The following is a 21,220-nucleotide window of genomic DNA, read 5'->3' as shown; positions in this document are numbered from 1 at the left end:
GTTCCAAGGGGCCGGATGATGCACCCGGCTTTCACCCGGTGAGCTGTGGCTCCGGGTGTTGCATCTTACCCATGCCGCGCGTCGAGTACCGGTGCGTAGCCACCACCGTCCCGACGAACATGAGCACAGCGCGGGCCGCGGAAGTGGGCGGGTATGACGAGGCGGCCGCTGTCCGCAGCCTCTTCCAGGATCTTCGTCCTCGTCTCGCGCGCGAGCTGCGGGTTGGCACAGGATGATGTCGACAGATCGGGCTGGAAGATCTGCACCGGATTGTGCACGGCATCGCCGCAAAAGATCGCGCGATGTTGTGCGTAGTCTACCATCAGCCCCATCTGGCCGCTGGTGTGGCCCGGCAGCGGGACCAGCCGCAGGCCCGGTCCCAACTGATGGCCATCGTCGACCAGATCGACACGGCCTGCCTCGACGATCGGGATGACGCTCTGCTCCAGGGCGCGGGCGTGGATCGGCGGGGCACGCCCGGCATTATGCTGTGTCATCCAGTCGGCAAGCTCGCGGCGGCCGAACAGATACCGCGCGTTAGGAAAGGTCGGCTGCCAGCGGCCGTTGTCCTGGCGCGTATTCCAGCCGACGTGATCGACATGCAGATGGGTGCAGAATACGACGTCGATGCCGGCCGGGTCGATGCCGCTCGCGCGCAGCCGATCAAGGAAGCCGCTGCCGCGCCGCCGATGCCAGGCCGGAATCTCGGGGATGTCCTTCTGCTCGCCGATGCAAGCGTCGATCAGCAGCGTTCGGCCGCCGGTTCGCACCACAAAACTCTGGATCGCGTGTTTCGCGAGCCCGCGGGCGAGGTCGATGAACACCGGCTCCAGCGTGGCACGATGCGCTTCGATCAAGCCGCGATCGTATCCGGGCAGGAATTCGGCGAGCGGAAGGCCGAAATCGTCGTCGTCGACGATGACGTCGACGGTTGCGTCGCCGATCGCAAATCGCATGACCGCTCCTTCCCGGAGAACCGTGCATCCCAACGCGCGGTCACTATGCAGGGTGGCGCCGTCGATCGCAAGTTGGTGAACGGCTATCAGACCATGCCGCGCAGCAGGCCGATCAGGCGGCCGCACTCATCGTCGGTGCCGACCGTGATGCGCAAAAAGTCCTCGATCCGCGGCTTTTGAAAATGCCGCACCAGCACGCCGCGCTCGCGCAACCTCGCGGCGAGATCGGCGCCGCGATGGCTGGGATGGCGGGCGAACACGAAATTCGCCTGCGACGGCAGCACCTCGAACCCCAGCTCAATGAGGCTGCGGACCAGCGCCTCTCTGCTCCTGATGATGCGTTGCCGCGTCTCCTCGAACCACGCCTCGTCCTCGATGGCGGCGACCGCGCCGGCGATCGCGAAGCAGTCCAGCGGATAGGAGTTGAAGCTGTCCTTGACGCGCTCCAGCGCCTCGATCAGCGGGCGTTGGCCGATGGCGAAGCCGACGCGCAAGCCGGCCAGCGCGCGCGATTTGGAGAGCGTCTGGATGACGAGCAGATTGTCGCGGCGCGCGACCAGCGGCACGGCGCTCTCGGCGCCGAAGTCGACATAGGCCTCGTCGACCACCACGAGCCGGTCGGGATGCTCGGCGAGCAGCGCCTCGATCGCGGCGCGCGGCAGCGCGGTGCCGGTCGGTGCGTTGGGGTTGCACAGCAGGATTGCGCTGCCGGGCCGCCGGTAGTCGGCAAGCTGCACGCGCATCGCTGCGTCGAGCGGCACTTGCTCGCAGCTGACGCCATAGAGGCGGCAATAGACCGGGTAGAAGCTGTAGGTGATGTCGGGAAACAGCAGCGGCGCGTCGTGCTTCAGCAGCGCCGGGAAAGCGTGGGCCAGCACCTCGTCCGAGCCATTGCCGACGAACACCTCGCCCGCCGTGACGCCGTAGCGTCTCGCGATCGCCTCGCGCAGCGCGGTTGCGCGCGGATCAGGGTAGAGCCGCAGGCGATCCGTGGTCGCCGTGATCGCCGCCACCGCGCGTGGCGACGGCGGGTAGGGATTTTCGTTGGTATTGAGCTTGATGAGGCCGTCGATCTTCGGCTGCTCGCCGGGCACGTATGGCGACAGATTGTGGACGACCGAACTCCAGAAGCGACTCATGATCTGCGACCCAGGATTGAAAGCGATCAGAATAAGGAATACGAGGCGCTGATGAAAGCGCCTCTTTATTCCCTCGCATTATGACAGGCGTCGTGCTCGCGCGTTACCAGGTCGCCGTGCCCTTCATGGTCGGCTGGCCTTCGGCATTCGCGGTCCACAGCTCCAAGCCGCCGTCCTTGTCGCTGGCATTGATCGAGAACTCGCTGCCCTCGAACAGCGGCTGCACGCCGCGATAGGCGAGCTTCTTCGGCGGCTTGCCGCCGCGCAGCTTGGCGGCGAACTCGACGATGAAGGAAGCCTGCAGCGGGCCGTGGAAGATCAGGCCAGGATAGCCCTCGACCTTGGTGACGTAGTCGCGGTCGTAATGAATGCGATGGCCGTTGAAAGTCAGCGCCGAGTAGCGGAACAAGAGCACCGGGTCGGAGACGTGGCTTTCGCGATGCTGCGCGACCGGGGGAGGCGGCGGCGCCTTGGCGGGCGCTGCGCCTTGTGTGCTCGTCATCTCGCGATAGACGATGTCCTGCCGCTCGCGCACCGCAAGCCCGCGCGAGGTCGTCACCTCGTGATTGACCGAGACGAAGCACAGCGTGCCGGTCGAGCCCGATTTGACCGTGACGTCGACGATCTTCGAGGTGCGTTTGGCCTCATCGCCGATGCGCAAGCTGTCGAAGAATTCGAGCTCGCCGCCGGCCCACATCCGGCGCGGCAGCGGCACCGGCGGCAGGAAGCCGCCGCGGGTCGGGTGGCCGTCGGGGCCGAGCTGCGACATCGGAAACACCGGCTGCGCCAGGCACCAATGCGTGGTCCACGGCGCGGCGTCACCGGCCTTCGGCTCGCCGATCTCCTGGAACAGCGTCGCGCGCAGCCCCATCACGAGATATTTGGTGACGAGGTCGGAGGCCTCCGTGGTCTTGCCGATCCATTGGCGGAGATGATCGAGGTCGAGTTTGTCGCTCATTGTGTTGCCCGGGCAGGAGGGATTTCAGGAACGTCTGGTGCGCTCGCCGATCGCGGGCACCTTGCCGTAGTGCCTGTCCTCGCCGACCACGATCGCGGCCGGCGCCGGATAGCTGACCTTGCCGTTCTGCGTGTCGACCTCGATGCGGCGCAGATGCGGATGTTTCGCGAGGTCGTCCATGCTGTTGACCTCGGCAAAGGCGATGTCGGCCTCGGCGAGCTTCGCCAGCAATTCCTCGCGCGTCAATTTACCGAAGCTGTCGTTGACGATTCCGTCGGTCAGCACCCGGTTGCGCACGCGCTCGACCATGTTGGCAAAGCGCGGATCGTCTGGCAGGCCGGGCTGGCCCAGCACCTTGGCGCACAGCGTCTTCCACTCGCGCTCGCTCTGGATCGAGATCAGGATCTCCTTGCCGTCCTTCGAGCGGAACACGCCATAGGGCGCGATCGAGGGGTGGGCGAGGCCGATCCGCTTCGGCGACTTGCCGTCCTCGGCATTGAGCAGCGGCACGGTGAGCCAGTCGGCCATCACGTCGAACATCGAGATCCGGATGTCGGCACCGTCTCCGGTGCGACCGCGGCCGATCAGCGCCTCGAGGATCGCGGCATGCGCGGTGGCGCCGGTTGCGACGTCGACGATCGACATGCCGACGCGCGAGGCGCCTTCCGGGCCGCCGGTGATCGAGGCAAGGCCGCTTTCGGCCTGGATCAACAGGTCATAGGCCTTGCGGTCGGCATAGGGACCGGTGTCGCCATAACCCGTGATCGTGCACATGATCAGCTTCGGGTAATCCTTGCGCAGCCGCTCGCGCGCGAAGCCGAGCTTGTCCATCGAGCCGGGCTTGAGGTTCTGCAGCAGCACGTCGGCGCCCGCAATGAGCTCCTCGAGCTGCGCGCGGCCATGCTTGGTGGCAAGGTCGACCACGGCGGAATCCTTGCCGCGGTTCAGCCAGACGAAGTAGCTGCTCTGGCCCTTCGCCGCGGCGTCGTAGCCGCGGGCGAAGTCGCCCTCGGGTCGCTCGATCTTGATGACATGGGCGCCGGCGTCGGCGAGGCGTGACGAGCAGAACGGCGCGGCAACCGCCTGTTCGACGGCGATGACGGTCAATCCCTCAAGCGGCAGCATGATCAAGCAACTCAGTAGGAGCGGGGCATGCCGAGCACGTGCTCGGCGACGTAGGACAGGATCAGATTGGTCGAGATCGGCGCCACTTGGTAGAGCCGGGTCTCGCGGAACTTGCGCTCGACGTCGTATTCCTCGGCAAAGCCGAAGCCGCCATGGGTCTGCACGCAGGCATTGGCCGCTTCCCAGGAGGCATCCGCCGCCAGCATCTTGGCCATGTTGGCCTCGGCGCCGCAATCGAGACCGGCTTCATATTTGCGGGTGGCTTCCTTCACCATCAATTCGGCCGCGCGCATCGAAGCGTAGGCCTTTGCGACCGGGAACTGGATGCCTTGATTCTGCCCGATCGGCCGGCCGAACACGCTGCGCTCCTTGGCGTAATTGGTGGCCTTGGCGATGAACCACTTCGCGTCGCCGACGCATTCGGCGGCGATCAGGATGCGCTCGGCATTCATGCCGGACAGGATGTAGCGAAAACCCTTGCCTTCCTCGCCGATCAGATTCTCCGCCGGCACCTTCATGTCGGTGAAGAACACTTCGGTCGTGGCGTGGTTCATCATGGTGCGGATCGGGCGGATCTCCAGCCCCTTGCCCTTCACCTCCCGCATATCGACGATGAACACCGAGAGACCGTCGGTGCGCTTCTTCGACTGCTCCTTCGGCGTGGTGCGCGCCAGCAGGACCATCAGGTCGGAATATTCGGCGCGGCTGGTCCAGATCTTCTGGCCGTTGACGACGTAATGGTCGCCCTCGCGGCGCGCGAAGGTTTTCAGCGACGAGGTATCGGTGCCGCTGGTCGGCTCGGTGACGCCGAACGCCTGCAGCCGCAACTCGCCGGTCGCGACCTTCGGCAGATACTTCGCCTTTTGCGCGTCATTGCCGTGCCGCAGCACGGTGCCCATCGTGTACATCTGAGCGTGGCAGCCGCCACCATTGCAGCCGGCGCGCTGGATCTCTTCCAGGATCGCCGCCGCCGCCGACAGCTTCAGGCCCGCGCCGCCATATTCCTCGGGGATCAAGACCGAGAGATAGCCGGCCTCCGTCAGCGCATCGACGAACTCCTTCGGATAGGCCATCTGGCGATCGAGCTTGCGCCAGTATTCGCCGGGAAACTGCGCGCAGAGTTTTGCCACCGCGTCGCGGATGTCGGAATGGTCATCGGTGTGTTGTTCGTGTGCGGTCATTGTTTCGTCTTGCCGAGAGGTTGCGCCAGAGCGTTTTCGAGCGAGGTGGAAATCGGTTCGCGTGAAGAAAACGCCCGCTGTTGTGGGGCCCCGGTAAACTCCCTATGCTGTTTTGTTATAGCGTATGAACCTGCCTTCCAGGATTGGCAAGTATGGATTTCCGCCAGCTTAGGACCTTTGCGTGCGTCGCGGAACTCGGGAGCCTGAGCAAGGCATCCGATACCTTGCGGGTCGCGCAGCCGGCGCTGAGCCGGCAGATCAAGCTGCTGGAACACGAGCTGCGCACCGAATTGTTCACGCGCAACGGTCGCGGCATGGTGCTGACCGATGCCGGCCGGCTGCTGCTTGTGCGCACCAGCGGTATCGTGCGGCAGATCGACCAGATCCGCGACGACATCCAGTCCGCCGGCGGTGCACCGTCCGGGCGCGTCGTGCTCGGGCTGGTGCCGACGGTGAGTTGCGTGCTGTCGGCGCGGCTGGCGCGGCGCACGGTGGAGCGCTATCCCGGCATCTCCCTCTGCATCGTCGAGAGCTACAGCGGCCATCTGATCGAGTGGCTGCATCGCGGCGAGATGGACCTTGCCGTGATCTATGGCCCGTCGATCGATCTGCATCTGGCGGTGCAGAGCCTCGGCCGCGACAGCATCGTCGCGGTCGGCCCGCGCGGCAGCGGGCTGAAGCCGAAGAAGCAAGTCGACTTCGGCTGGCTGATGCGCCAGCGCCTGGTGCTGCCAAGTCATTCGCACGGCCTCCGTGCGCTGCTCGAACATGCCGCGGCGAAGAAGAAGATCGATCTCGACGTCAAGCTCGAGGCGGATTCGTTTCGCGTGCTGACCAGCCTGGTCGAGGAGGGGCTCGGATATACCTTGCTGCCGCCGTCCTCGGTGCGCGCCGAGGTGGCGGAGGGCCGGCTCGAGACCGCCGCCATCGCGCGGCCGGCGCCGCGGCGCGAGCTGACCCTGGCCTCGCCGGTCGAGCATCCCGGCTCCAACGCGATGACGCTGATCGCGAAGCTGTTGCGCGACGAGGTCGCCGCGCTGCGCGCCGAGGGGCTCTGGGATATCCAGCTCGCCTGAGCGCGGCTTCGCATCAGCTCACCTTGAAGCCGAGATGGCCGCGGAAGCGGTTCTTCAGGTAGGTGCCGTCGCGCGGCGGCAGCGCGCGCTCGACTTCGCCGGCGGCGATGCGAACGCGCGCCAGCCGCGGGCCGCCGCCGAGATCGCGCAGGCTGGTGCGGAAGTTCTCGATGCCGGCCATGTCGGCGATCTCACAGACATTGCCGATGCCCGCGCCATCAGCGATCACTTCGAGCCGGGCGCCGAGGCCGGAGTGACTCGGCTGCATGCCGGTCTCGCCGAAATGGCCGTTGTCGAGCACCGCGATCGAGAGATTGCCGGGCTGCTTGGCCGCGATCGTCAGCAGGCTGCCGATCCCCATCAGCTGCTCGCCGTCGCCGGTGATCACGAGCACCGGGCGCTTCGGCTGCGCCAGCGCGAGGCCGAGCCCGACCATCGCCGCGCCGCCCATCGCGCCCCACAGATAGAAATTGCCGGGATGCTCGCCGGCGTCGAACACGTCGTAGGACGAGGAGCCGAGCCCGGAGATCGCGAGCAAATCGCCGCGGTCGGCGAGCAGCGCCTTCACGGCGGCGCGGCGGTCGAGAGTGCCTGTTGATGCCGACATCAGTGCGTCTCCCTGGTCCACTTCTTGCGGCCGATCATCCGCTGCGAGATCAGCACCGCGACCTGCTGGTCGCCGTCATAGGCGAGCGAGGCGGCGGCCGAGATCACCTCCTCGGCGTCATCAGGGTTCTCCAGCCGCAGCACCGTGGTGCCCATGATCTCGAACGCCTGCGGCGTCGCCCGGCCCATCGGGATCTGCCAGGGATTGAACTCGGCCCATTCGCCGCGCATGGTCACCAAGGTCAGCAGCGGGAAGCGGCAGCTCGCCATCAGCGACAGCATGTTGACGCAGTTGCCGACGCCGCTCGATTGCATCAACAGCACCGCGCGATCGCCGCCGAGCCAGGCGCCGGCCGAAAGCGCCACGCCCTCTTCCTCTGTCGTCAGCACCGTGGTCTTGATGTCGGCATCCGCGTGCGACAGCTTGATCAACTTGGAATGTCCCGCATCGGGAACGTAGGACACCTGCGTCACGCCAAAGCTCTTCAGCGTGCGGTAGATCGCAACCGGCCAGTCCCGGCTGGTCGCGCTGTCCTGGTGAATGGCAATCTGGTCCATCATGGCCTCGGCGGTAGCGTTTTCGAACGAACCGGGTACCGGTTCGCGAAGAAAAACGCGTCAATACACGGGACACGCATTAGCGCGTCCTCACACCGCTGGCTTTAAGCCAGGTCAGGGGTTTATTCTCTTCGCATCTGGCTCGCCCAGCTATGCCGGAATTTTATAGGGCCAGGGTTTCGTAGGGCCGACGCAAGCGAAATGGCGGCCGGGGCCGACTGCGTCTTTTGGTCGGGTCGAGCAACAGCCCCATTACGGCCAAAAACGACGCTCTATGCTAGAAGATGCCGGTTGGCGGCAGCGCCGGGCTTCATTTTCAAGGCTTCATTTCGCATATCGATATATCCGTCGCATTTTCAGGGATCAGGGCATGATTGTCCGAGATCGGTTTCGCGGCCTCTTCCCAAAGTATTTTCTCGCACTGTTCCTGGCCGTCGCGCTTCCGCTCGTGATCAACGGGTCGATCGAAGCCTGGTTCGGTTACCGCGATCAGCGCGCAAGGCTGGACCAGTTGCTTGGTGTTCAGGCGACTTCCGCGGCCGCTGAAATTCATAACTTCATCTCCGACATCGCAAGCCAGCTTGGCTGGCTGGTCCAGCTTCCGTGGACCGACGAGGCCGATGAGGGGCGCCGAGCCGATGCGTTGCGTCTGTTTCGCCAAGCGCCGGCCGTCGTCAGCCTGACACTCATCGACAACAATGGGTTGGAGCGTCTCTACGTCTCACGGGTCGGCCTCAATCGAATTGAAAGTCGTATCGACCGATCGGCTGAACCTGCGCTGGTCGGCGCCCACGCGCGCCAGGTTTGGTTCAGCGATGTCAGCTACAACAGAGGCTCAGAGCCGTATTTGACCATCGCGCTCGTGGGTAACCGATCCGCGGTCGGCGCAGTCATCGCCGAAGTCAATCTCAAGCTGATCTGGGATGTCGTATCGGCGATCAAGGTGGGAGAGACCGGCCTCGCCTTCGTGCTGGACCGGCCGGGCCGTCTCATTGCCCATCCCGACATCAGCCTTGTCCTCCGCGGGCTGGAGGAAACAACCTCCCAGCCGTTTCGCACCATACGCGATGCGATCGGCCCGGGAGCGGGCTTTGCAACGGGCCGCGACGGACAGGGACGTCCGGTTGCCGCCCGCGCGGCTCCGGTGGCGGGTCCCGATTGGACCGTCGTGGTGGCGCAGCCGCTCTCCGAGGCTTACGCCCCGATCTATGCCGCGTTGCGACGGACCACAGTGCTTCTCGCAGGCAGCACCGTATTTGCAGGGCTGCTCGCCTATGCATTCGCGCACCGGATGACCGAGCCGATCAGGCTGCTCGAGGAGGGGACGGAGCGGATCGGCGCCGGATCGTTCGAGCACCGCATTTCGATCCAGACCGGGGACGAATTTCAGCGTCTGGCAAGCAGCTTCAACAGGATGGCCGGCGAGCTTGCGCTGGCGCAGCAGCACCAGGAGCGGATCGCGAAGCTCAAGCGGTTTCTCGCGCCTCAAGTCGCCGATCTCGTCGATCGTGCCGGCGACGACAGCGTGCTGGATGGCCGCCGCACCGACGTCGTCGTTGTGTTCTGTGACTTGCGCGGGTTCACCGCGTTTTCCGCAGGCGTCGCTCCCGAGGAGGTCATGAGCGTGCTGTCCGAATACTATGAGGTTCTGGGCAGGGTCATTGCGCGGTTCGAAGCAACACTCATCAGCTTCTCGGGAGACGGGCTGATGGTGCTGGTGAACGCACCCGTGCCGGTCGAGGAGCCGGCGCTGAGAGCTGTCGACCTTGCGACCGAAATGCAGAAGCGCGTGCAAGGCTTGATCGGCGGTTGGCGGTCGCGGGGTTACCAGGTTGGCTTTGGAATAGGGCTTGCCAGTGGATCGGCGACGGTTGGGCGGATCGGCTACGAAGACCGGCTCGATTACACGGCCATCGGCAGTGTCGTGAATCTCGCCGCTCGCCTGTGCGCATCTGCCGCAGATCGGGAAATCCTGATGGACGCAGGGACCGCCGCAAGCGTCAGAGGCAAGCGCTCCCTGGAGGATATCGGGAGTCGCCAAATCAAGGGCTTCGATGACGCCATTCCGGTGTTCGGAATATCTTTTTGATGTGCGTTGGCCGATGTAGACCGGAGCGGTTCGGTGCAGTCCATTGGCGACTGGTTTCGGATCGTGGGATATACTTCCGCCGACGGCGAACGCCAGCGGGTCGATAGAGCATGAGTTGCGCTCACTCTCGTGCAGCAACATCCCACGGACGCGGCAGCCGGCGTGAGGTCCTGTTGTTGATGGCCGCCGCCGCGGCCTGGACCACATCCTCGCGGGCGCAGAAGCCGTCGATGCCTGTGATCGGCTATCTTTGTCCGGAATCGCCGGAGTTGTTTGGCAGCCGGCTGAAGGCTTTCCACCAGGGACTTCGTGAAGCCGGCTTTGTCGAGGGCCGCGACGTTGCGATCGAATATCGATGGGCCAATGGGCAATATGCCCGGTTACCTGCACTGGCCGGCGAATTGATCGCGCGCGACGTCGATGTGGTGGTTGCGCCCGGCGGCGCCCCCGTCGCGCTTGCCGCCAAAGCTGCCGGCGTCACCAAGACGATCGTTTTCGAGATGGGCGGCGACCCCGTTCAGCTGGGTGTGGTGGACAGCCTGTCGCGGCCGGGAGGCAACATCACGGGAATCTCGAGCCTGAGCGTCGACGTGTCGCCGAAGCGGCTCGAGTTGATGCACGAACTTCTGCCGGCGGCGAAAACGCTGGGGGTCGTGACCAACCCGACAAGTCCAACGGCCAGCTCGCAACTGCAAAGGCTTCAGGCCGCTGCCGAAACTTTGGGGGTCCATCTGCAGATATCGAGGGCAAGCAAGGAGGAGGAGTTCGAAGCCGTATTCGCTTCCGTAGCGAGAGAGTCGACAAGCGCGCTTGTTTTCACCTCCGATCCCTATTTTGCATTTCGCAGCCGCCGATTGGCCGATCTCGCACTGAAGTATCGTGTTCCCGCAATCACGCAAACCCGGGATTTCCCGACAGCCGGAGGCTTGATGAGCTATGGCGGAGATTTCGTGCAGTCGCATCGACGCGCGGGCGTCTACGCCGGCCGGGTTCTGAAGGGTGAGAAGCCTGCTGATCTTCCGGTCCAGCTGGTCACCAAGGTCGAGTTCGTCATCAACCTGAAGACCGCCAAACTGCTCGGCCACGAGTTCTCTCCTTCAGTTGTCAGCGGCGCAGACGAAGTGATCGAGTGACTAATTCGTTCATGAACCTGGTAGTCCGGCCGGCGTGGACTGAGCGGTCCGGCCGGACCGTGGCATCGCGTGCGCTCACGGGCTCAACTGTTGGGCTGTAGAAACGCGCCGTATTGCTTGCTCGTGGCGACCGCGGCGGCCGCCTGTCCGATGACACGCATTGCCGCCATCATCGGCCACGGTCCAAGGCTCACCCTGCGAACACCGGCACGGGCGAGCTCGCCGATTTCGGGCACGCCTTGCGTCACCATGATGTTGACGGGCAGCGGCGTCAGTTGAACGAACCTCTCGATCAGCGCAAGGTCGGTGAGCCCCGGCACGAAAATTCCGTCAGCGCCGGCATCGGCATAAGCTTCCGCCCGCCTTGCCGCCTCATTCAGGCATTGCTCCGGCGAGCCGAACTTCAGCAGAAACGGATCGGTTCGCGCATTGATGAAGAGGTGAACGCCGAGTTCTTGCGCGGCGTCCCGCACCGCCCTGATCTTCGCGGCATGCTGCTCCGGAGCGACGAGCTGCCGCTTTCCGCCAACAAGCCCGTCCTCGATATTGATGCCGATCGCGCCGGCCTTCAGGATCCTTGCCGCCGAATGCGCGGCGGCATCCGGCGTGTTGCCATATCCCGCCTCCAGATCGATCGACACCGGAACCGGCACCGACGCGGACATCCGCGAGACCAGGCCTTCCACGATGTCGAGCGGGGCATTTTCGCCGTCGGCGTAGCCGAGTGCGGATGCGACCGCGCCGCTGCTGGTCGCCACTGCCGGCGAGGCCTTCGCGATCGCTTTGGCGGTGGCGACGTCCCAGGCGTTGAACAGGACGAGCGGATCGCCCGTCCTGTGCAGAGCGTGAAATGCCTCGGCGTAGTGCTGCTGTGTCGTGGCGTCCATTGCGCGCACTCCTGGTCAGAGAATTCGAAAGATGGTGTGGCCGACGCGGCCGCAGGTGGCGGCGTCAGTTCAGTCGGCAGCATGCGTTGTGAACCAGTCCATGATCAGACCGGTGACCTCGGCCTCACGCTCGAGATGCGGGAAGTGTCCGACATCGGGCAGGACGATGCGCCGATGTGGTCCCTTGAAGAGCGGCTCTTCCTTGATCGAATACCGCGCCGTCGGATCGTTGCCGCCATAGATTGTCAGCGTCGGTGTATGCATGTCGTTGATCGGTAGCCGGCCCGCAACTCCCGCATCGACCAGGCCATTGTAGTATTTCAGCGCCGCCTTCATGGTGCCGGGAGAGCTGAGCGTCTCCTTGACCGAGCGGAGATGCTCGTCGTTCTGCAGGGTTGGCGACCACAGCTTCCAAAGGTAGTCGACGAAGGGAAGTCCCTCGATGTTGACCGCCGAGTGAGCGCCAGGCACCGTGAAGAAATAGACATGGAAAACCGATCGAACGGCATCGGGGTCGCTCCGGAGGCTTGGGATTGTGATCGGGTGCGCGGTGTTCATGACCACCGCGGCCTTGATCGCCGACGGCGCCGTGGCCAGTGCCTGGAAGGTTGACGTACCGCCCCAATCCATGCCGACGACGTATGCTCGTTCGTCGTCGCTCAGCGCCGCGATCAGCGCTTCGAGATCCTGGCCCAGCGCGATTGGATCGAAAATGCCGTCGGCCGGAATCTCGGTCGGCGCATAGCCGCGCAGGAACGGCGCGACCGCGCGATAGCCGGCATCCGCGAACACCTGCAGCTGCTTTCGGTACGACCAGGCGTTGTCGGGAAAGCCATGCATGAACATGACGAGCGGTCCGCTGCCTTGTTCGAGATAGGCAAATCGCACGCCGTTGGCCTGCACGTATTTCAGGGCGGGTTCGCTGCCGGCGGCGTCACGCGTTGCCAGTGCGGTGCTTCGGGTCGTCATCGCTGCTCTCCATTTGTGTCGTCGTTGCGCTCCCGGGCAAATATGTGCGCAGCGCACATATATGGTCAAGTTGTTTTTTGTGCGCAGCGCACATATTGTTCCCGGCATGGAAAACGGAATCGCTAATCTGCTGGGCGCGCTGTCGCTCGCTGTCATGGATCGTATCGAGCAAGGCGCGCGCGAGGTCGTCGGTCGCGGCGGCGAAACGCCCGCGGCGCTGATCGTCATCGGCTATGGCCAGGGCATGACCAACGACAAGCTGAGGCGGATCCTTGGCCTGTCGCACTCCGGAACGGTCCGCCTGGTCGATCGGCTGGTTTCGGATCGGCTTGTCGAACGCCGGGCCGGCAAGGACGGCCGCGAAGTCGCCTTGCACCTGACGGCATCGGGCGCCGCGTCCCGCAACGAACTGCTGGCGTCGCGGATTTCGGCCGTGACGTCGCTGCTGGACGTGCTGTCGGTCGCTGAGCGGAAGCAGCTCGCAACGCTGATCCGCGAGCTGCTGGCAAGGCAGGATACATCAGAGATGGATCGCTTCACGATCTGCCGGATGTGCGACGACCGGGTCTGCACCAATTGCCCGTTGCCGACCAGCAAGGGTCAGCACGCCCGCTAGAGAGGTTACTCTGAATCGAGCGGCCAACTCCGCTCACCTCGCCCCGCGTGCGGGGAGAGGTCGGAACGCATCGCTAGATTCGTTCCGGGTGAGGGGGAGTTTCCGCAAACACAGCTATCACCGCTTATGCGGAGAGTGCCCCTCACCCCAACGCTCTCCCCGTAAGAACGGGGAGAGGGAGCGCGGTGCCATCGCGGCCGCTATTCGACCTCATCTCCTCACGCTCCAGCAGCTTGCCGTCAGCGCGCGTTCTTGCCCGCCATGAACACGTACATGTCCCAGAAAGTCTCGGGATGATCGACCTCGAAGCGGTGCCACTGATCGAGATTGGTCTCGTCGGCCGTGCCCTGAAACTGCTTGCGGAATCGGTCGAGGACCGCCGGATCGTCAAACGGCTCGAACCCCTCGAACGACAGGCCATGCTCGTTCAGGAATGCCGCGATCGCCGGAATCGTCAGGCGGTGTTCCATGACGTTGAACAGCAGATCGCGGCAGCCGCTCATGCTGTAGAAATCCTTGGCGCCGATCAGCGGCTTCCATTTCTCGGCTTCGCGGAAGATGTCCTGCCGGCAGCGTCTGATGTCGTCGGCGGTGGCGCGATAATTGCGCGCCGCGATGCGATCGCGGGCCTCGACGATGACGCGGCGCGCCAGATCGCTGTAGAGCCCGATGCGCATCGTGCCGCCCGGCCGCAGCAGCGAGACCAGCACGCGCCAGCCGGCCAAGGGGTCGGCAAGATGATGCAGCACGCCGACCGACTCGATGCTGTCGAAGCTGCGATCGATCGAGGCCAATTCCAGGATGTCCGCCTGCGCATACTCGATGTTGCGCAAGCCGAGCTCCCGCGTCTTGCGGCGCGCATAGGCAAGGCTGGTCCTGCTGATGTCGACCGCGAGCAGGCGGGCGTTGGGATAGACCTGCGCGATCTGGATCGCGTGCGAGCCGGTGCCGCAGCCGGCAATCAGGATATCCCGTTCGGCTCGCTGGTCCGCGGTTGCGACGGTCCTTCCCCGCGCCCGATCGGCCGCGAAGGCCGTCAACGGGTTGACGGTCCAGCGCGGATAGGGATTTTCCTCGTATTGGCGCATCACCTCGACGGATATGTCGTTCCTGATCGGAGTGAGCGCTGCAATAGCGCTGCGCTCTTCGATCTCCTCGCGCGGCTCGCGAAGCTGCACCCGCAACAGGCCGGCGACGGCCGCGGGCCAATCCCGGCGCAGCAGCGCGTCCGCCGTCGGCAAGGCATGAAGCGGGAAGTAAGCGGCGACAGCGGCGAGCGTGAGCGGCATGATCGCAGCGCCTGATGCCAGGTCCTGCAGCAACCGGTCGCGCAGCGCGCCCGCGCCTTCGCTTTCCGCCCCGGTCTGCGCATAGACATGTTCGTTGATGAAGCACTGCCGCGCGAGCGCGCAGGCAAAGGCTACGATATCGTCGTCGACGTCATCCTGATCCGGCTTGCTCGCGAGCCGCAACAGCTCGGCCCGCGCATATCCGAACAGCACCTCAAGCTGCATGCTCGCCAGCGTGGTGGTTTCCATCGCGCAGCGCAGGAACAGGTCGTTCGCGAGCGGGGCGACACCCTCGCTGCCGAACAATTCGACGCTTGTGACCGGTAGCGGCCACTTGCTTGCAATCCGCCCGGCATAGGTGGTGACGGTCGGGCTCTGCAGGATGAAGCCGACCGCCTTCGCGTCCATGCCGAGCGCCAGCGCCTTGCTGAAATGCGCGGCCGCCTTGCTGCGATTGCTCAGTGCCTGGTAGGAGTTGCCGGCGTTGTAATGGCAGGCGGCATTGACCTCGTCCGAGGCAATCGCCTTGGTGAACATCTTTGCTGCAGCCCGGTGATCGCCGGCAGCCTGCGCCATCAGGCCGAGAAGATTGAGGCTCTGCACATGGCCAGGCTCGCGCGCGAGAAGCTGCCGGCAGATCTCCTGCGCTTCGTTGAAGCGGCGCATCGCGTAGAAGCGGCTGGCCTCGGCGGCGAGGCCGTCAATGCTGACACCCGTGGAACCGAAGGCAGGTGCGTTTTTGCTGGACGCGTCCCGTTGCTTCCCGGCCGCACGCCGCTCTTTTCGGTTCATGTTCCGTCAACTGGCCCAAGCTGCAAGACGCGGTGCATCAACTACCACGCCCGGGAAGACATAGGGCCGATCGTCTTTGTGGCCAAGGACAATCTGGCTTCAGCCCGGGATCCGCACCGGCAGGTTCTCGATGCCGCGGACGAAGCTGGAATAGACCCGCTTCGGCTCGCCGACCACCTCGATGCGGTCGAAGCGCTTCAGCATCTCTTCCCAGACGATCCGAAGCTGCAGCTCGGCGAGCCGCATGCCGACGCAGCGGTGGATGCCGAAGCCGAACGACAGGTGGATGCGCGGCCGCGGGCGGTCGATGATGAACTCGTTCGGACGATCGATCACCTCGTCGTCGCGGTTGCCGGAGACATACCACATCACGACGCGGTCGCCCTTCCTGATCGTCTTGCCGCCGATCTCGGTGTCGACAAGCGCGGTGCGCCGCATATGCGCCAGCGGCGTCTGCCAGCGGATCACCTCCGGCACCATGGTGTCGATCAGTGCGGGATTCTCCTTCAGCTTCCTGAACTGGTCGGGATGCTCGTGCAGCGCCAGCACCGAGCCGCTCATGGTGTTGCGCGTGGTGTCGTTGCCGCCGACGATGAGCAGGATGATGTTGCCCATCAGATTGTCGGGGTCCATGTGCCGCGTGGCGTCGCTATGCGCCATCATCGACAAAAGGTCGTTTCGCGGCGGGGCGTTGACGCGCTCGTTCCAGAGCTTCGAGAAATAGGCGTAGCACTCGTCCATCTCCTGCCGCCGCTGCTCCGGCGAGTTGACGATGCCGCTCTTCGGCAGCGCGGTGGAGACGTCGGACCAGCGCGTCAGCTTGCGCCGCTCCTCCCAGGGGAAGTCGAACAGCGTCGCCAGCATCTGGGTGGTCAATTCGATCGAGACGCGCTCGACGAAGTTGAAGGTCTCGTTGCGCGGCAGATTGTCGAGCACGCTGGCCGAGCGCTGCCGGATCAGCTTTGCCAGCTCGTCGAGATGCGTGGGTGTGAACATCGGCGACACGGTCTTGCGCTGATGGGCGTGCCTCGGCTGGTCCATCGCGATGAAGCTCGGATAGTCGTAGCCGGGCGGCACGTCGCGGATCGAGATGCCGCCGAGCGTGGAGTCCGAGGAGAAGATGCCGTGGGTGGTGTCGACATGCATGATGTCGTTGTACTTCACCACCGACCAGTACGGCTCGATCGGCGCATTGGTGCAGTAGTGCACCGGCTCTTCCTTGCGCAGCCGCTCGAACCACGGCCACAGCGTGTCGTTCTGGAACAGCTTTGGCGCGCCGGGATGAAAATCCCTGAGCGGTGTCGAATACGCTTCCTCGCGGGCCTGGCGCAGCAGCTCGGCCCGGTCGGCACGGATGGCGGTCTGGACGTTCATGTTCCTTGATCCCGGTTGGCTCGCGACGCGTCAGGCGGCGATGCGCACTGGCAGCGTCTCGTAGCCCTTGATGAAGCTGGAATACACCCGCTGCGGCTCCTCCACCACCTCGATGGTGTCGAAGCGCTTGAGGATCTCCTCCCAGATGATCTTGAGCTGCAACTCGGCAAGCCGCAGGCCGACGCAGCGGTGGATGCCGAAGCCGAACGAGATATGGGTGCGCGGCCGGGCGCGGTCGATCAGGAACTCGTAGGGCTTCTCGATCGCTTCCTCGTCGCGGTTGCCCGAGACGTACCACATCACCACCTTGTCGCCCTTCTTGATCTGGCGTCCGCGGAACTCGTAGTCGGCGAGCGCGGTGCGCCGCATATGGGCGAGCGGCGTCTGCCAGCGGATCACCTCGGGCACGAAGCTGTCGATCAGCGCCGGGTTCTCCCGCAGCTTGCGGTACTGCTCCGGATGCTTGCTCAGCGCATAGATGCTGCCGGACAGCGTGTTGCGCGTGGTGTCGTTGCCGCCGACGATCAGCAGGATCAGATTGCCGAGGAAGTTCTTCGGGTCCATGTTCCGCGTGGCGTCGCTGTGCGCCATCATCGAGAGCAGATCGCTCTTCGGCGGCTGGCTCGCGCGCTCCTTCCACAGCCTTGCGAAATAGCTCGCGCATTCCATCAGCTCAGCCTGCCGCTCGTCTTCGGTGGCGACGAGGCCGCCGGCGCCGGGCAGGGTGGTCGCGACGTCGGACCAGCGCGTCAGCTTGCGGCGGTCTTCCCACGGGAAGTCGAACAGCACCGCGAGCATCTGGGTCGTGAGCTCGATCGAGACCTTGTCGACCCAGTCGAACACCTCGCCGCGCGGCAGATTGTCGAGGCACTCGGTCGAGCGCTTGCGGATGTTGGTGGCGAGCTCGTCGAGGTGCGTCGGCGTGAACATCGGCGCCACGGTCTTGCGCTGCGCCGAATGGCGCGGCTGGTCCATCGCGATGAAGCTTTCGCGGCGCAGATCCGGCGGTACGTCGCGGATGGTGATGCCGCCGAGCGAGGCGGCCGAGGAGAACACCGAGTGGTTGGTCTCGATGTCCATGATGTCGTTGTAGCGGGTGATCGACCAGTACGGACCGAACATCGAGTCCTTGCAGTAGTGCACCGGATCCTCGCGGCGCAGCCGGTCGAAATACGGCCAGAAGGTATCGGTCTTGAACAGCTCGGGATTGCCGGGATCGTAGTCCGAAAGCGCAAGCGAATTGGCGCGTTCGCGTGCGGCGTCCAGATTCGTGTTGTCGACGAGATCGATGGTCCCGTGCATGAGCGGCTCCTCAACCGTTTGAGCTGCCGGGGCATGGCCGGCGCGGCATGTTTTACCGAATTACATTCTCATTCCGCGGTTTGCGCAAGGGCTCTCGACGCGCATTTGGCCGCATTGATGTCAGGCCAAAGCGGCCGAATCCGGGCTTTTCCGGCGGGGAGGGGCTGCGGCCGCGACCACGCCCGTTTGAAACGGCGTTTGATTTGGCCGGGCGGCGGCGTGCGAACGGTGCCGGCGCCGTTTATTGACTGCCGGTCTTCTCGCCGGCGGGCTTTTCGCAGGGGTAGGTGTCCTGCATCCCCCACAGCAGCAGGAGAGCGATCACCATCTCACCTTTCGCCGACCGCTTGTCGGCGGACTTGAGCATGATCTCTTCGGTCTGCTCGCTGCTCAGTGCGAGGTCGTCGGGCATGCAGAACAACAATTGGCCGCCATGCCGTTTCAGCCAGGCATTGGACGCCATCAGGCCGCCCCTGACGCCGTCGAGGTACATGTGATTGAAGATGCGCAAATTCTCACTCTTTGGATTGCGATAGGAATCGAGCCGCACGTCGACGGCAGCGGCCGGAGCTGCCGTGAGCGTCAGGAGGCATGCTGACAGGATCCATCTGTTCATCGCTGCGGTTTCCTCGCTTTGCGGCGGCGGCTTCGCCTCCATCGCCTGATCGTTAAGTATGTCATTGCCGCCCGGGGGTTCGACGCCGGCGGTCGATCGAGGACTGCGCGCTTTCCGGCATTGCCGTTAAGGCATGGCCAACCGCATCCCGCCAAAAATCGGCCGGCGATCTCGACCTTGTGTGAAACCTGGATCACACTCGCGACGACAAATCTGTGCTTTTGATACCCAGAGATTGTCCCGCCAGGAGCCATCCCGTGAACGACATGAGCTGGACCCCGCTGGGTCCGCCGCAGCCGCCTCCGCAACCGGCCCCGCCGCCGATGCCGGTGGCGTTTTCAGGGAACCGGAAGGAGTTCTTCCGCCTGGTCGCGCGCGGCGCCGGGCTCGAACTGGTCACGGTCGGCTTCTACCGGTTCTGGCTCACCACCGACATCCGCCGTCATCTGTGGTCGAACAGCCAGATCGATGGCGACGCGCCGGAATATACTGGCCGCGGCAAGGAGCTCCTGATCGGCTTCCTGGTCGCGCTCGCGATCCTGGTGCCGATCTATCTCGGCTATTTCCTGATCGGCATCGAGGCGGAGCATCTCAAGGCGTTCGCCTCGCTGCCGCTGGTCGCCTTCTTCTATTTGTTCGGCCAGTTCGCGATCTATCGCGCGAGGCGTTACCGCCTGACCCGCACGGTGTGGCGCGGCGTCCGCTTCTGGATGAGCGGCTCGGGCTGGGTCTATGCGCTCAAGGCCTCGCTCTGGGGCGTGCTGGTCGTGATCACGCTCGGCCTCGCGCTGCCGTGGCGCGAGGCGGCGCTCGAACGCTACAAGATGCGGCACTCCTATTACGGCGACCTTCAAGGCTCGTTCGACGGCCGCGGCTGGGAGTTCTTCGCGCGGGGCTGGTGGCTCTGGGTCCTGATGCCGTTCGCGCTCTACAGCACGATCTTCGCCCCGTTCGCCTATGCCGCGTTCAAGGCGGTCGAGTGGCGCTGGTGGCTGTCGGGAATCCGCTTCGGCGACGTGAGGCTGGAATCCACGCTCCGCCGCGGCGCGCTGATCGGCCTGTACTGGAAGGTGATCGGCTGGGTCGTGCTGCTCGGCATGGTGTTCGCGGCCTATCTCGCGCTCTGCACCTTGCTGGTCGCCAGCATGGACGGCTCCTCGATCGCGGACTTCTTCAGGACCGAGGCGTTCGCCAAGAGCATTCCGCTGATCGTGCTGCTCGGCATCGGCTACCTCGCGTTTGCGCTGGCGCTGAACGTGGTGTTGCGCGTTTATCTGATGCGCGATCTCTGGGTCCGGGTGCTGTCCTCGACCATCGTGCACAACATCGGCGCGGCCGCCAACGTCACCGCGCGCGGCGAGCTCGCCAACGCGCTCGGCGAAGGCTTTGCCGACGGCCTCGACGTCGGGGGCTTCTAGCTCCATGGAATCCGATTCCGGTCAGACCAATTCCGCGGCGCCGGCTCCCGGCGGCGTCTTCTTCGACGGCCTGTCAAACCGGCGGCGCATCGTCGCACTCAGACTGTCCGACGCACTGGAGATCCGCGAAGACGGCGCACTGCTCGCGCGCTGGGTGTTTCACGACATCCGCCGCGCCGACAGCCCGTCCGGCCTGTTGCGGCTGAGCTGCCTGACCGCACCGCCTTTGGCGCGGCTCGACATCCGCGACGCCGGGCTGATCGCCGCGCTGGTCGCGCGCTGCGATACGCTCGAGGAAGGGCTGCCGAACCGCAGGGGCGTCGCCGCGATCGTCGGCTGGTCGCTCGCGGCCGCGGTGTCGATCGTGCTGGTGGTGCTGTTCGGCGTGCCGCTGGCCGCCGAGCGGCTGACGCCACTGGTGCCCGACTCGTTCGAGCGTCGCATCGGCGATGTCGCGGAGGCGCAGGTCAAGGTGCTGTTCGACGGCAAGCCCTGCAGCAACCCGGCCGGCCAGGCGGCGTTCGCGAAGCTGGTCGGCAAGTTGCGGCAGTCCGCAGGCTTCGATACGTCGGTGCAGTCGGGCGTGCTGGCGACGTCGGTGCCGAACGCCTTCGCGCTGCCCGGCGGCAAGGTCTATCTGTTCGACGGACTCTTGGAGAAAGCCGAGAACCCCGACGAGATCGCCGGCGTGCTGGCGCATGAGCTCGGCCATCTCCGGCACCGCGACAGCATGCGCGAATTGATCCACAACGGCGGCACCTCGTTCCTGATCGGGCTGTTGTTCGGTGACGTCACCGGCTCCGGCGCGCTGATCTTCGCCTCGCGCTCGCTGGTGACGTCGTCCTATTCGCGCGACGCCGAGACCAACGCCGACAGCTTCGCGATCGAGACCATGCACAAGCTCGGCCGTCCGGCCAAGCCGATGGGCGAACTGATGTTCCGCGTCACCGGCAAGGAGGGCGGCAAGGGGCTCTCGCTCGTCTCCAGCCATCCCTTGACCGAGGACCGCCTCGCGCGCATGGACAAGGCCGATGCCGCCAGCCGCCCCGATGGTCCGCCGCTGCTGTCATCGGCCGAATGGCAGGCGCTAAAGGGCATCTGCAGCGGCGCCGGCAAGGTGTGACGGCGCAGCCGCC

19 protein-coding genes are annotated in these 21,220 nt (G+C 64.9%); 6 read left to right on the top strand and 13 right to left on the bottom strand.

What is annotated here, in order from left to right; translation table 11 throughout:
• Window positions 1–65 precede the first annotated feature (65 nt).
• The 5 genes from ACZBJS_RS04295 to ACZBJS_RS04275 all read right to left on the bottom strand — a co-directional run bounded on the left by ACZBJS_RS04295 (window position 66) and on the right by ACZBJS_RS04275 (window position 5,359).
• Window positions 66–956 (bottom strand): MBL fold metallo-hydrolase, encoded by an 891-nt coding sequence (locus ACZBJS_RS04295; RefSeq protein WP_253638906.1) that lies wholly within the window; start codon window positions 954–956, stop codon window positions 66–68.
• An 86-nt stretch (window positions 957–1,042) separates the two neighbouring features.
• Entirely contained in the window at window positions 1,043–2,095 is a 1,053-nt protein-coding gene (hisC, locus tag ACZBJS_RS04290; RefSeq protein ID WP_253638907.1) for a histidinol-phosphate transaminase, read from the bottom strand.
• Window positions 2,096–2,198: 103 nt separating this feature from the next.
• Window positions 2,199–3,053 carry an HTD2 family dehydratase gene (locus ACZBJS_RS04285; protein WP_316395312.1) on the bottom strand — a complete coding sequence of 285 codons (855 nt, stop codon included), beginning with the start codon at window positions 3,051–3,053 and terminating at the stop codon, window positions 2,199–2,201.
• A gap of 24 nt (window positions 3,054–3,077) precedes the next feature.
• Window positions 3,078–4,178 carry a CaiB/BaiF CoA transferase family protein gene (locus tag ACZBJS_RS04280; RefSeq protein WP_316395313.1) on the bottom strand — a complete coding sequence of 367 codons (1,101 nt, stop codon included), beginning with the start codon at window positions 4,176–4,178 and terminating at the stop codon, window positions 3,078–3,080.
• 11 nt (window positions 4,179–4,189) lie between these two features.
• The gene (locus ACZBJS_RS04275; RefSeq protein WP_057019287.1) at window positions 4,190–5,359 is read right to left on the bottom strand and encodes an acyl-CoA dehydrogenase family protein; all 1,170 of its coding nucleotides are present in this window, start codon (window positions 5,357–5,359) and stop codon (window positions 4,190–4,192) included.
• A gap of 152 nt (window positions 5,360–5,511) precedes the next feature.
• Here ACZBJS_RS04275 and ACZBJS_RS04270 point away from each other — a divergent pair, with 152 nt between their 5' ends.
• A complete protein-coding gene (locus tag ACZBJS_RS04270; protein ID WP_168858534.1) occupies window positions 5,512–6,435 on the top strand; it encodes a LysR substrate-binding domain-containing protein in 924 nt (307 codons plus the stop codon).
• Between the two features lie 13 nt (window positions 6,436–6,448).
• Here ACZBJS_RS04270 and ACZBJS_RS04265 read toward each other — a convergent pair whose 3' ends face one another.
• Together ACZBJS_RS04265 and ACZBJS_RS04260 are read right to left on the bottom strand one after the other, a co-directional pair.
• A complete protein-coding gene (locus tag ACZBJS_RS04265) occupies window positions 6,449–7,042 on the bottom strand; it encodes a thiamine pyrophosphate-dependent enzyme (RefSeq protein ID WP_316395314.1) in 594 nt (197 codons plus the stop codon).
• Window positions 7,042–7,602, bottom strand: coding sequence for a thiamine pyrophosphate-binding protein (locus ACZBJS_RS04260; RefSeq protein WP_316395315.1), 561 nt, complete (start codon window positions 7,600–7,602; stop codon window positions 7,042–7,044). Before ACZBJS_RS04260 ends, ACZBJS_RS04265 begins: the two co-directional genes overlap by 1 nt.
• Window positions 7,603–7,969: 367 nt before the next feature.
• On the opposite strand from ACZBJS_RS04260, the gene ACZBJS_RS04255 reads away from it, so the two are divergent.
• Together ACZBJS_RS04255 and ACZBJS_RS04250 are read left to right on the top strand one after the other, a co-directional pair.
• The gene (locus tag ACZBJS_RS04255) at window positions 7,970–9,688 is read left to right on the top strand and encodes an adenylate/guanylate cyclase domain-containing protein (RefSeq protein ID WP_316395345.1); all 1,719 of its coding nucleotides are present in this window, start codon (window positions 7,970–7,972) and stop codon (window positions 9,686–9,688) included.
• Between the two features lie 179 nt (window positions 9,689–9,867).
• The gene (locus ACZBJS_RS04250) at window positions 9,868–10,821 is read left to right on the top strand and encodes an ABC transporter substrate-binding protein (RefSeq protein ID WP_316395316.1); all 954 of its coding nucleotides are present in this window, start codon (window positions 9,868–9,870) and stop codon (window positions 10,819–10,821) included.
• Between the two features lie 83 nt (window positions 10,822–10,904).
• On the opposite strand, the gene ACZBJS_RS04245 is transcribed toward ACZBJS_RS04250, so the two are convergent.
• Both ACZBJS_RS04245 and ACZBJS_RS04240 read right to left on the bottom strand, forming a co-directional pair.
• Window positions 10,905–11,708: an isocitrate lyase/PEP mutase family protein gene (locus ACZBJS_RS04245; RefSeq protein WP_316395317.1), complete on the bottom strand. Its 804-nt coding sequence runs from the start codon at window positions 11,706–11,708 to the stop codon at window positions 10,905–10,907.
• A gap of 69 nt (window positions 11,709–11,777) precedes the next feature.
• Window positions 11,778–12,677, bottom strand: coding sequence for an alpha/beta fold hydrolase (locus ACZBJS_RS04240; protein WP_316395318.1), 900 nt, complete (start codon window positions 12,675–12,677; stop codon window positions 11,778–11,780).
• 106 nt (window positions 12,678–12,783) lie between these two features.
• Here ACZBJS_RS04240 and ACZBJS_RS04235 point away from each other — a divergent pair, with 106 nt between their 5' ends.
• A complete protein-coding gene (locus ACZBJS_RS04235) occupies window positions 12,784–13,293 on the top strand; it encodes a MarR family winged helix-turn-helix transcriptional regulator (protein ID WP_057019292.1) in 510 nt (169 codons plus the stop codon).
• Between the two features lie 239 nt (window positions 13,294–13,532).
• On the opposite strand, the gene ACZBJS_RS04230 is transcribed toward ACZBJS_RS04235, so the two are convergent.
• The 4 genes from ACZBJS_RS04230 to ACZBJS_RS04215 form a co-directional block, all read right to left on the bottom strand.
• Complete coding sequence (locus ACZBJS_RS04230) at window positions 13,533–15,374, bottom strand: class I SAM-dependent methyltransferase (protein WP_463438449.1); 1,842 nt, start codon at window positions 15,372–15,374, stop codon at window positions 13,533–13,535.
• Between the two features lie 99 nt (window positions 15,375–15,473).
• Window positions 15,474–16,748 carry a cytochrome P450 gene (locus ACZBJS_RS04225; protein ID WP_316395320.1) on the bottom strand — a complete coding sequence of 425 codons (1,275 nt, stop codon included), beginning with the start codon at window positions 16,746–16,748 and terminating at the stop codon, window positions 15,474–15,476.
• 30 nt (window positions 16,749–16,778) lie between these two features.
• A complete protein-coding gene (locus ACZBJS_RS04220) occupies window positions 16,779–18,050 on the bottom strand; it encodes a cytochrome P450 (protein WP_253589450.1) in 1,272 nt (423 codons plus the stop codon).
• 241 nt (window positions 18,051–18,291) lie between these two features.
• Window positions 18,292–18,666, bottom strand: a complete 375-nt coding sequence (locus ACZBJS_RS04215) for a Rap1a family protein (protein ID WP_057019327.1) — start codon at window positions 18,664–18,666, stop codon at window positions 18,292–18,294.
• A gap of 266 nt (window positions 18,667–18,932) precedes the next feature.
• Here ACZBJS_RS04215 and ACZBJS_RS04210 point away from each other — a divergent pair, with 266 nt between their 5' ends.
• The gene (locus ACZBJS_RS04210; protein WP_316395346.1) at window positions 18,933–20,084 is read left to right on the top strand and encodes a DUF898 family protein; all 1,152 of its coding nucleotides are present in this window, start codon (window positions 18,933–18,935) and stop codon (window positions 20,082–20,084) included.
• 4 nt (window positions 20,085–20,088) lie between these two features.
• A complete protein-coding gene (locus ACZBJS_RS04205) occupies window positions 20,089–21,207 on the top strand; it encodes a M48 family metallopeptidase (RefSeq protein ID WP_310880176.1) in 1,119 nt (372 codons plus the stop codon).
• The last annotated feature ends 13 nt before the right edge of the window (window positions 21,208–21,220 follow it).

The sequence above is a fragment of the Bradyrhizobium sp. KZN70725 genome, assembly GCF_055264925.1.
Note: the sequence above shows the minus strand (reverse complement) of the source record. Positions and strands in the feature narration are given on the sequence as shown.

Excerpts from the sequence above, each read along its gene's own strand:
- ACZBJS_RS04245 (WP_316395317.1), bottom strand. The coding sequence starts at position 11,708 with ATGGACGCCACGACACAGCAGCACTACGCCGAGGCATTTCACGCTCTG.
- ACZBJS_RS04280 (WP_316395313.1), bottom strand. The coding sequence starts at position 4,178 with ATGCTGCCGCTTGAGGGATTGACCGTCATCGCCGTCGAACAGGCGGTT.
- ACZBJS_RS04270 (WP_168858534.1), top strand. The coding sequence starts at position 5,512 with ATGGATTTCCGCCAGCTTAGGACCTTTGCGTGCGTCGCGGAACTCGGG.
- ACZBJS_RS04215 (WP_057019327.1), bottom strand. The coding sequence starts at position 18,666 with ATGAACAGATGGATCCTGTCAGCATGCCTCCTGACGCTCACGGCAGCT.
- ACZBJS_RS04220 (WP_253589450.1), bottom strand. The coding sequence starts at position 18,050 with ATGCACGGGACCATCGATCTCGTCGACAACACGAATCTGGACGCCGCA.
- hisC (WP_253638907.1), bottom strand. The coding sequence starts at position 2,095 with ATGAGTCGCTTCTGGAGTTCGGTCGTCCACAATCTGTCGCCATACGTG.
- ACZBJS_RS04225 (WP_316395320.1), bottom strand. The coding sequence starts at position 16,748 with ATGAACGTCCAGACCGCCATCCGTGCCGACCGGGCCGAGCTGCTGCGC.
- ACZBJS_RS04210 (WP_316395346.1), top strand. The coding sequence starts at position 18,933 with ATGAGCTGGACCCCGCTGGGTCCGCCGCAGCCGCCTCCGCAACCGGCC.
- ACZBJS_RS04260 (WP_316395315.1), bottom strand. The coding sequence starts at position 7,602 with ATGATGGACCAGATTGCCATTCACCAGGACAGCGCGACCAGCCGGGAC.
- ACZBJS_RS04230 (WP_463438449.1), bottom strand. The coding sequence starts at position 15,374 with ATGAACCGAAAAGAGCGGCGTGCGGCCGGGAAGCAACGGGACGCGTCC.
- ACZBJS_RS04275 (WP_057019287.1), bottom strand. The coding sequence starts at position 5,359 with ATGACCGCACACGAACAACACACCGATGACCATTCCGACATCCGCGAC.
- ACZBJS_RS04250 (WP_316395316.1), top strand. The coding sequence starts at position 9,868 with ATGGCCGCCGCCGCGGCCTGGACCACATCCTCGCGGGCGCAGAAGCCG.
- ACZBJS_RS04265 (WP_316395314.1), bottom strand. The coding sequence starts at position 7,042 with ATGTCGGCATCAACAGGCACTCTCGACCGCCGCGCCGCCGTGAAGGCG.
- ACZBJS_RS04205 (WP_310880176.1), top strand. The coding sequence starts at position 20,089 with ATGGAATCCGATTCCGGTCAGACCAATTCCGCGGCGCCGGCTCCCGGC.
- ACZBJS_RS04255 (WP_316395345.1), top strand. The coding sequence starts at position 7,970 with ATGATTGTCCGAGATCGGTTTCGCGGCCTCTTCCCAAAGTATTTTCTC.
- ACZBJS_RS04240 (WP_316395318.1), bottom strand. The coding sequence starts at position 12,677 with ATGACGACCCGAAGCACCGCACTGGCAACGCGTGACGCCGCCGGCAGC.
- ACZBJS_RS04285 (WP_316395312.1), bottom strand. The coding sequence starts at position 3,053 with ATGAGCGACAAACTCGACCTCGATCATCTCCGCCAATGGATCGGCAAG.
- ACZBJS_RS04235 (WP_057019292.1), top strand. The coding sequence starts at position 12,784 with ATGGAAAACGGAATCGCTAATCTGCTGGGCGCGCTGTCGCTCGCTGTC.
- ACZBJS_RS04295 (WP_253638906.1), bottom strand. The coding sequence starts at position 956 with ATGCGATTTGCGATCGGCGACGCAACCGTCGACGTCATCGTCGACGAC.